Below are 419 nucleotides of genomic sequence, written 5' to 3'. Positions count from 1 at the left end.
CGCCCGGTTGGCACCAGCTGGCGCATGGATGAAACCTACATCAAGGTCAAGGGCATCTGGAAATACCTCTATCGCGCTGTCGACAAGCAGGGAAAGACCGTCGACTTCTGCTGACCGCAAAGCGCGACATGGCTGCGGCAAAGCGCTTCTTCGACAAGGCCATGCAAATGAACGGCGAGCCCAAGAAAATCGCGATGGACAAGAGCGGCGCCAACAAGGCGGCCATCGACGCGATCAACGCCGGCCGCGGCGTGCCGATCGTGGTGCGCCAGGTCAAATACCTCAACAACATTGTCGAGCAAGACCATCGCGCCATCAAGCGGGTGACCAGGCCGATGCTCAACTTCAAATCGTTCCGCTCTGCCGGCGGCGTGCTCGCCGGCATCGAGCTCATGCACATGATCCGCAAGGGCCAGTTC

Annotated in this window: 1 pseudogene; it reads left to right on the top strand. The window is 60.1% G+C overall.

Annotation, left to right across the window (positions count from 1 at the left end):
- Window positions 1-419 (top strand): annotated as a pseudogene (locus CR103_RS21815) (IS6 family transposase); the annotation flags it as partial.

Origin of the sequence: Massilia psychrophila, from assembly GCF_002760665.1 — a bacterium.
Classification (GTDB): domain Bacteria; phylum Pseudomonadota; class Gammaproteobacteria; order Burkholderiales; family Burkholderiaceae_D; genus JAFCUW01.
The sequence above is the reverse complement of the archived record's forward strand: the minus strand, read 5'-3'. Positions and strand labels throughout refer to the sequence as shown.